This is a genomic window from Leptolyngbya sp. CCY15150, assembly GCF_016888135.1.
Taxonomy (GTDB): Bacteria; Cyanobacteriota; Cyanobacteriia; order RECH01; family RECH01; genus RECH01.
Genome location: NZ_JACSWB010000166.1, coordinates 1 through 928, shown reverse-complemented (window position 1 = coordinate 928; position 928 = coordinate 1). Strand labels below are relative to the sequence as shown.

General features: G+C 48.2%; 1 protein-coding gene. It reads left to right on the top strand.

Going from position 1 to position 928, the window contains the following annotated elements:
• The first annotated feature begins 89 nt into the window (after positions 1-89).
• Positions 90-904, top strand: a protein-coding gene (locus JUJ53_RS09780) for an IS5 family transposase (protein ID WP_204151825.1) whose coding sequence is annotated in 2 segments (ribosomal slippage) — positions 90-468 and positions 468-904 — 816 coding nt in all. Because the reading frame shifts where the segments join, the coding sequence is not laid out codon by codon here.
• Positions 905-928: the final 24 nt, after the last annotated feature.

The window sequence follows — 928 nt, the reverse complement described above, 5'->3', positions numbered from 1 at the left end:
AGAGCTAATTTATAAAGAGAATCTAAAGCAACGTTGGGTCAACGCTGAGTCGATTTTAGACTAGGGCAAGCTGAGTGGTCGTTCTACCCATGTCTCGTCTTCCTAACATTGCTCATCCGATACGCCAGCCCTACCCCAGTGACTTAAGCGATGCAGAGTGGGAGATTTTGCAACCCCTCCTGCCTCAGCCAAAAGGATTCGGACGTCCTGTGGAAGTAGATTTCAGAGAGATTCTCAACGGCATCTTTTACGTCCAGCGAACAGGCTGTCAATGGGAAATGATGCCCCATGACCTCCCCCCCTACAGCACCGTGTACTGCTACTTCCAGAAGTGGCAACGCAAAGGTATTTGGCAGCAGATGCATGACCAGCTTCGAGCAGACCTGCGGAAGAAATTAGGTCGAGAGGTGCAATCAACGGTAGCTATTGCAGATTCTCAATCCGTTAAAACAACGGAAAAAAGGGGGTGGTCTACGGGTTCGATGGTGGCAAAAAAGTTAAGGGACGTAAGCGTCATATCGTCGTCGATGGGCAGGGGTTGTTGATCGGGGTTTTGGTCAGTGAAGCCAATGCCTCAGAGCGTCTAGGCGCAATTGTTGTTTTGGATGAGGCCCAGGAGAAATTGTTCAAGCTAGAGGTTATCTGGGTTGATCAGGGATATTCTGGTAAGAAGTTTGCTCGTGCAGTTCAACACGTCTGTGGAGAGCAGGTTCGGGTAGAGGTGATTAAACGAACATCAAAAACGTTTGAAGTGCTTCCGAAGCGATGGATTGTGGAGCGTACGTTTGGATGGCTCAATCGCTTTCGACGCTTAAGCAAAGATTATGAGACTTACCCAGAGGTGAGTGAGTCCATGATTTATGGTTCCTTGATTCGTCTGATGGTAAAGCGATTGGCTGCTTAAGGGCTTACTTTATAAATCAGCTCT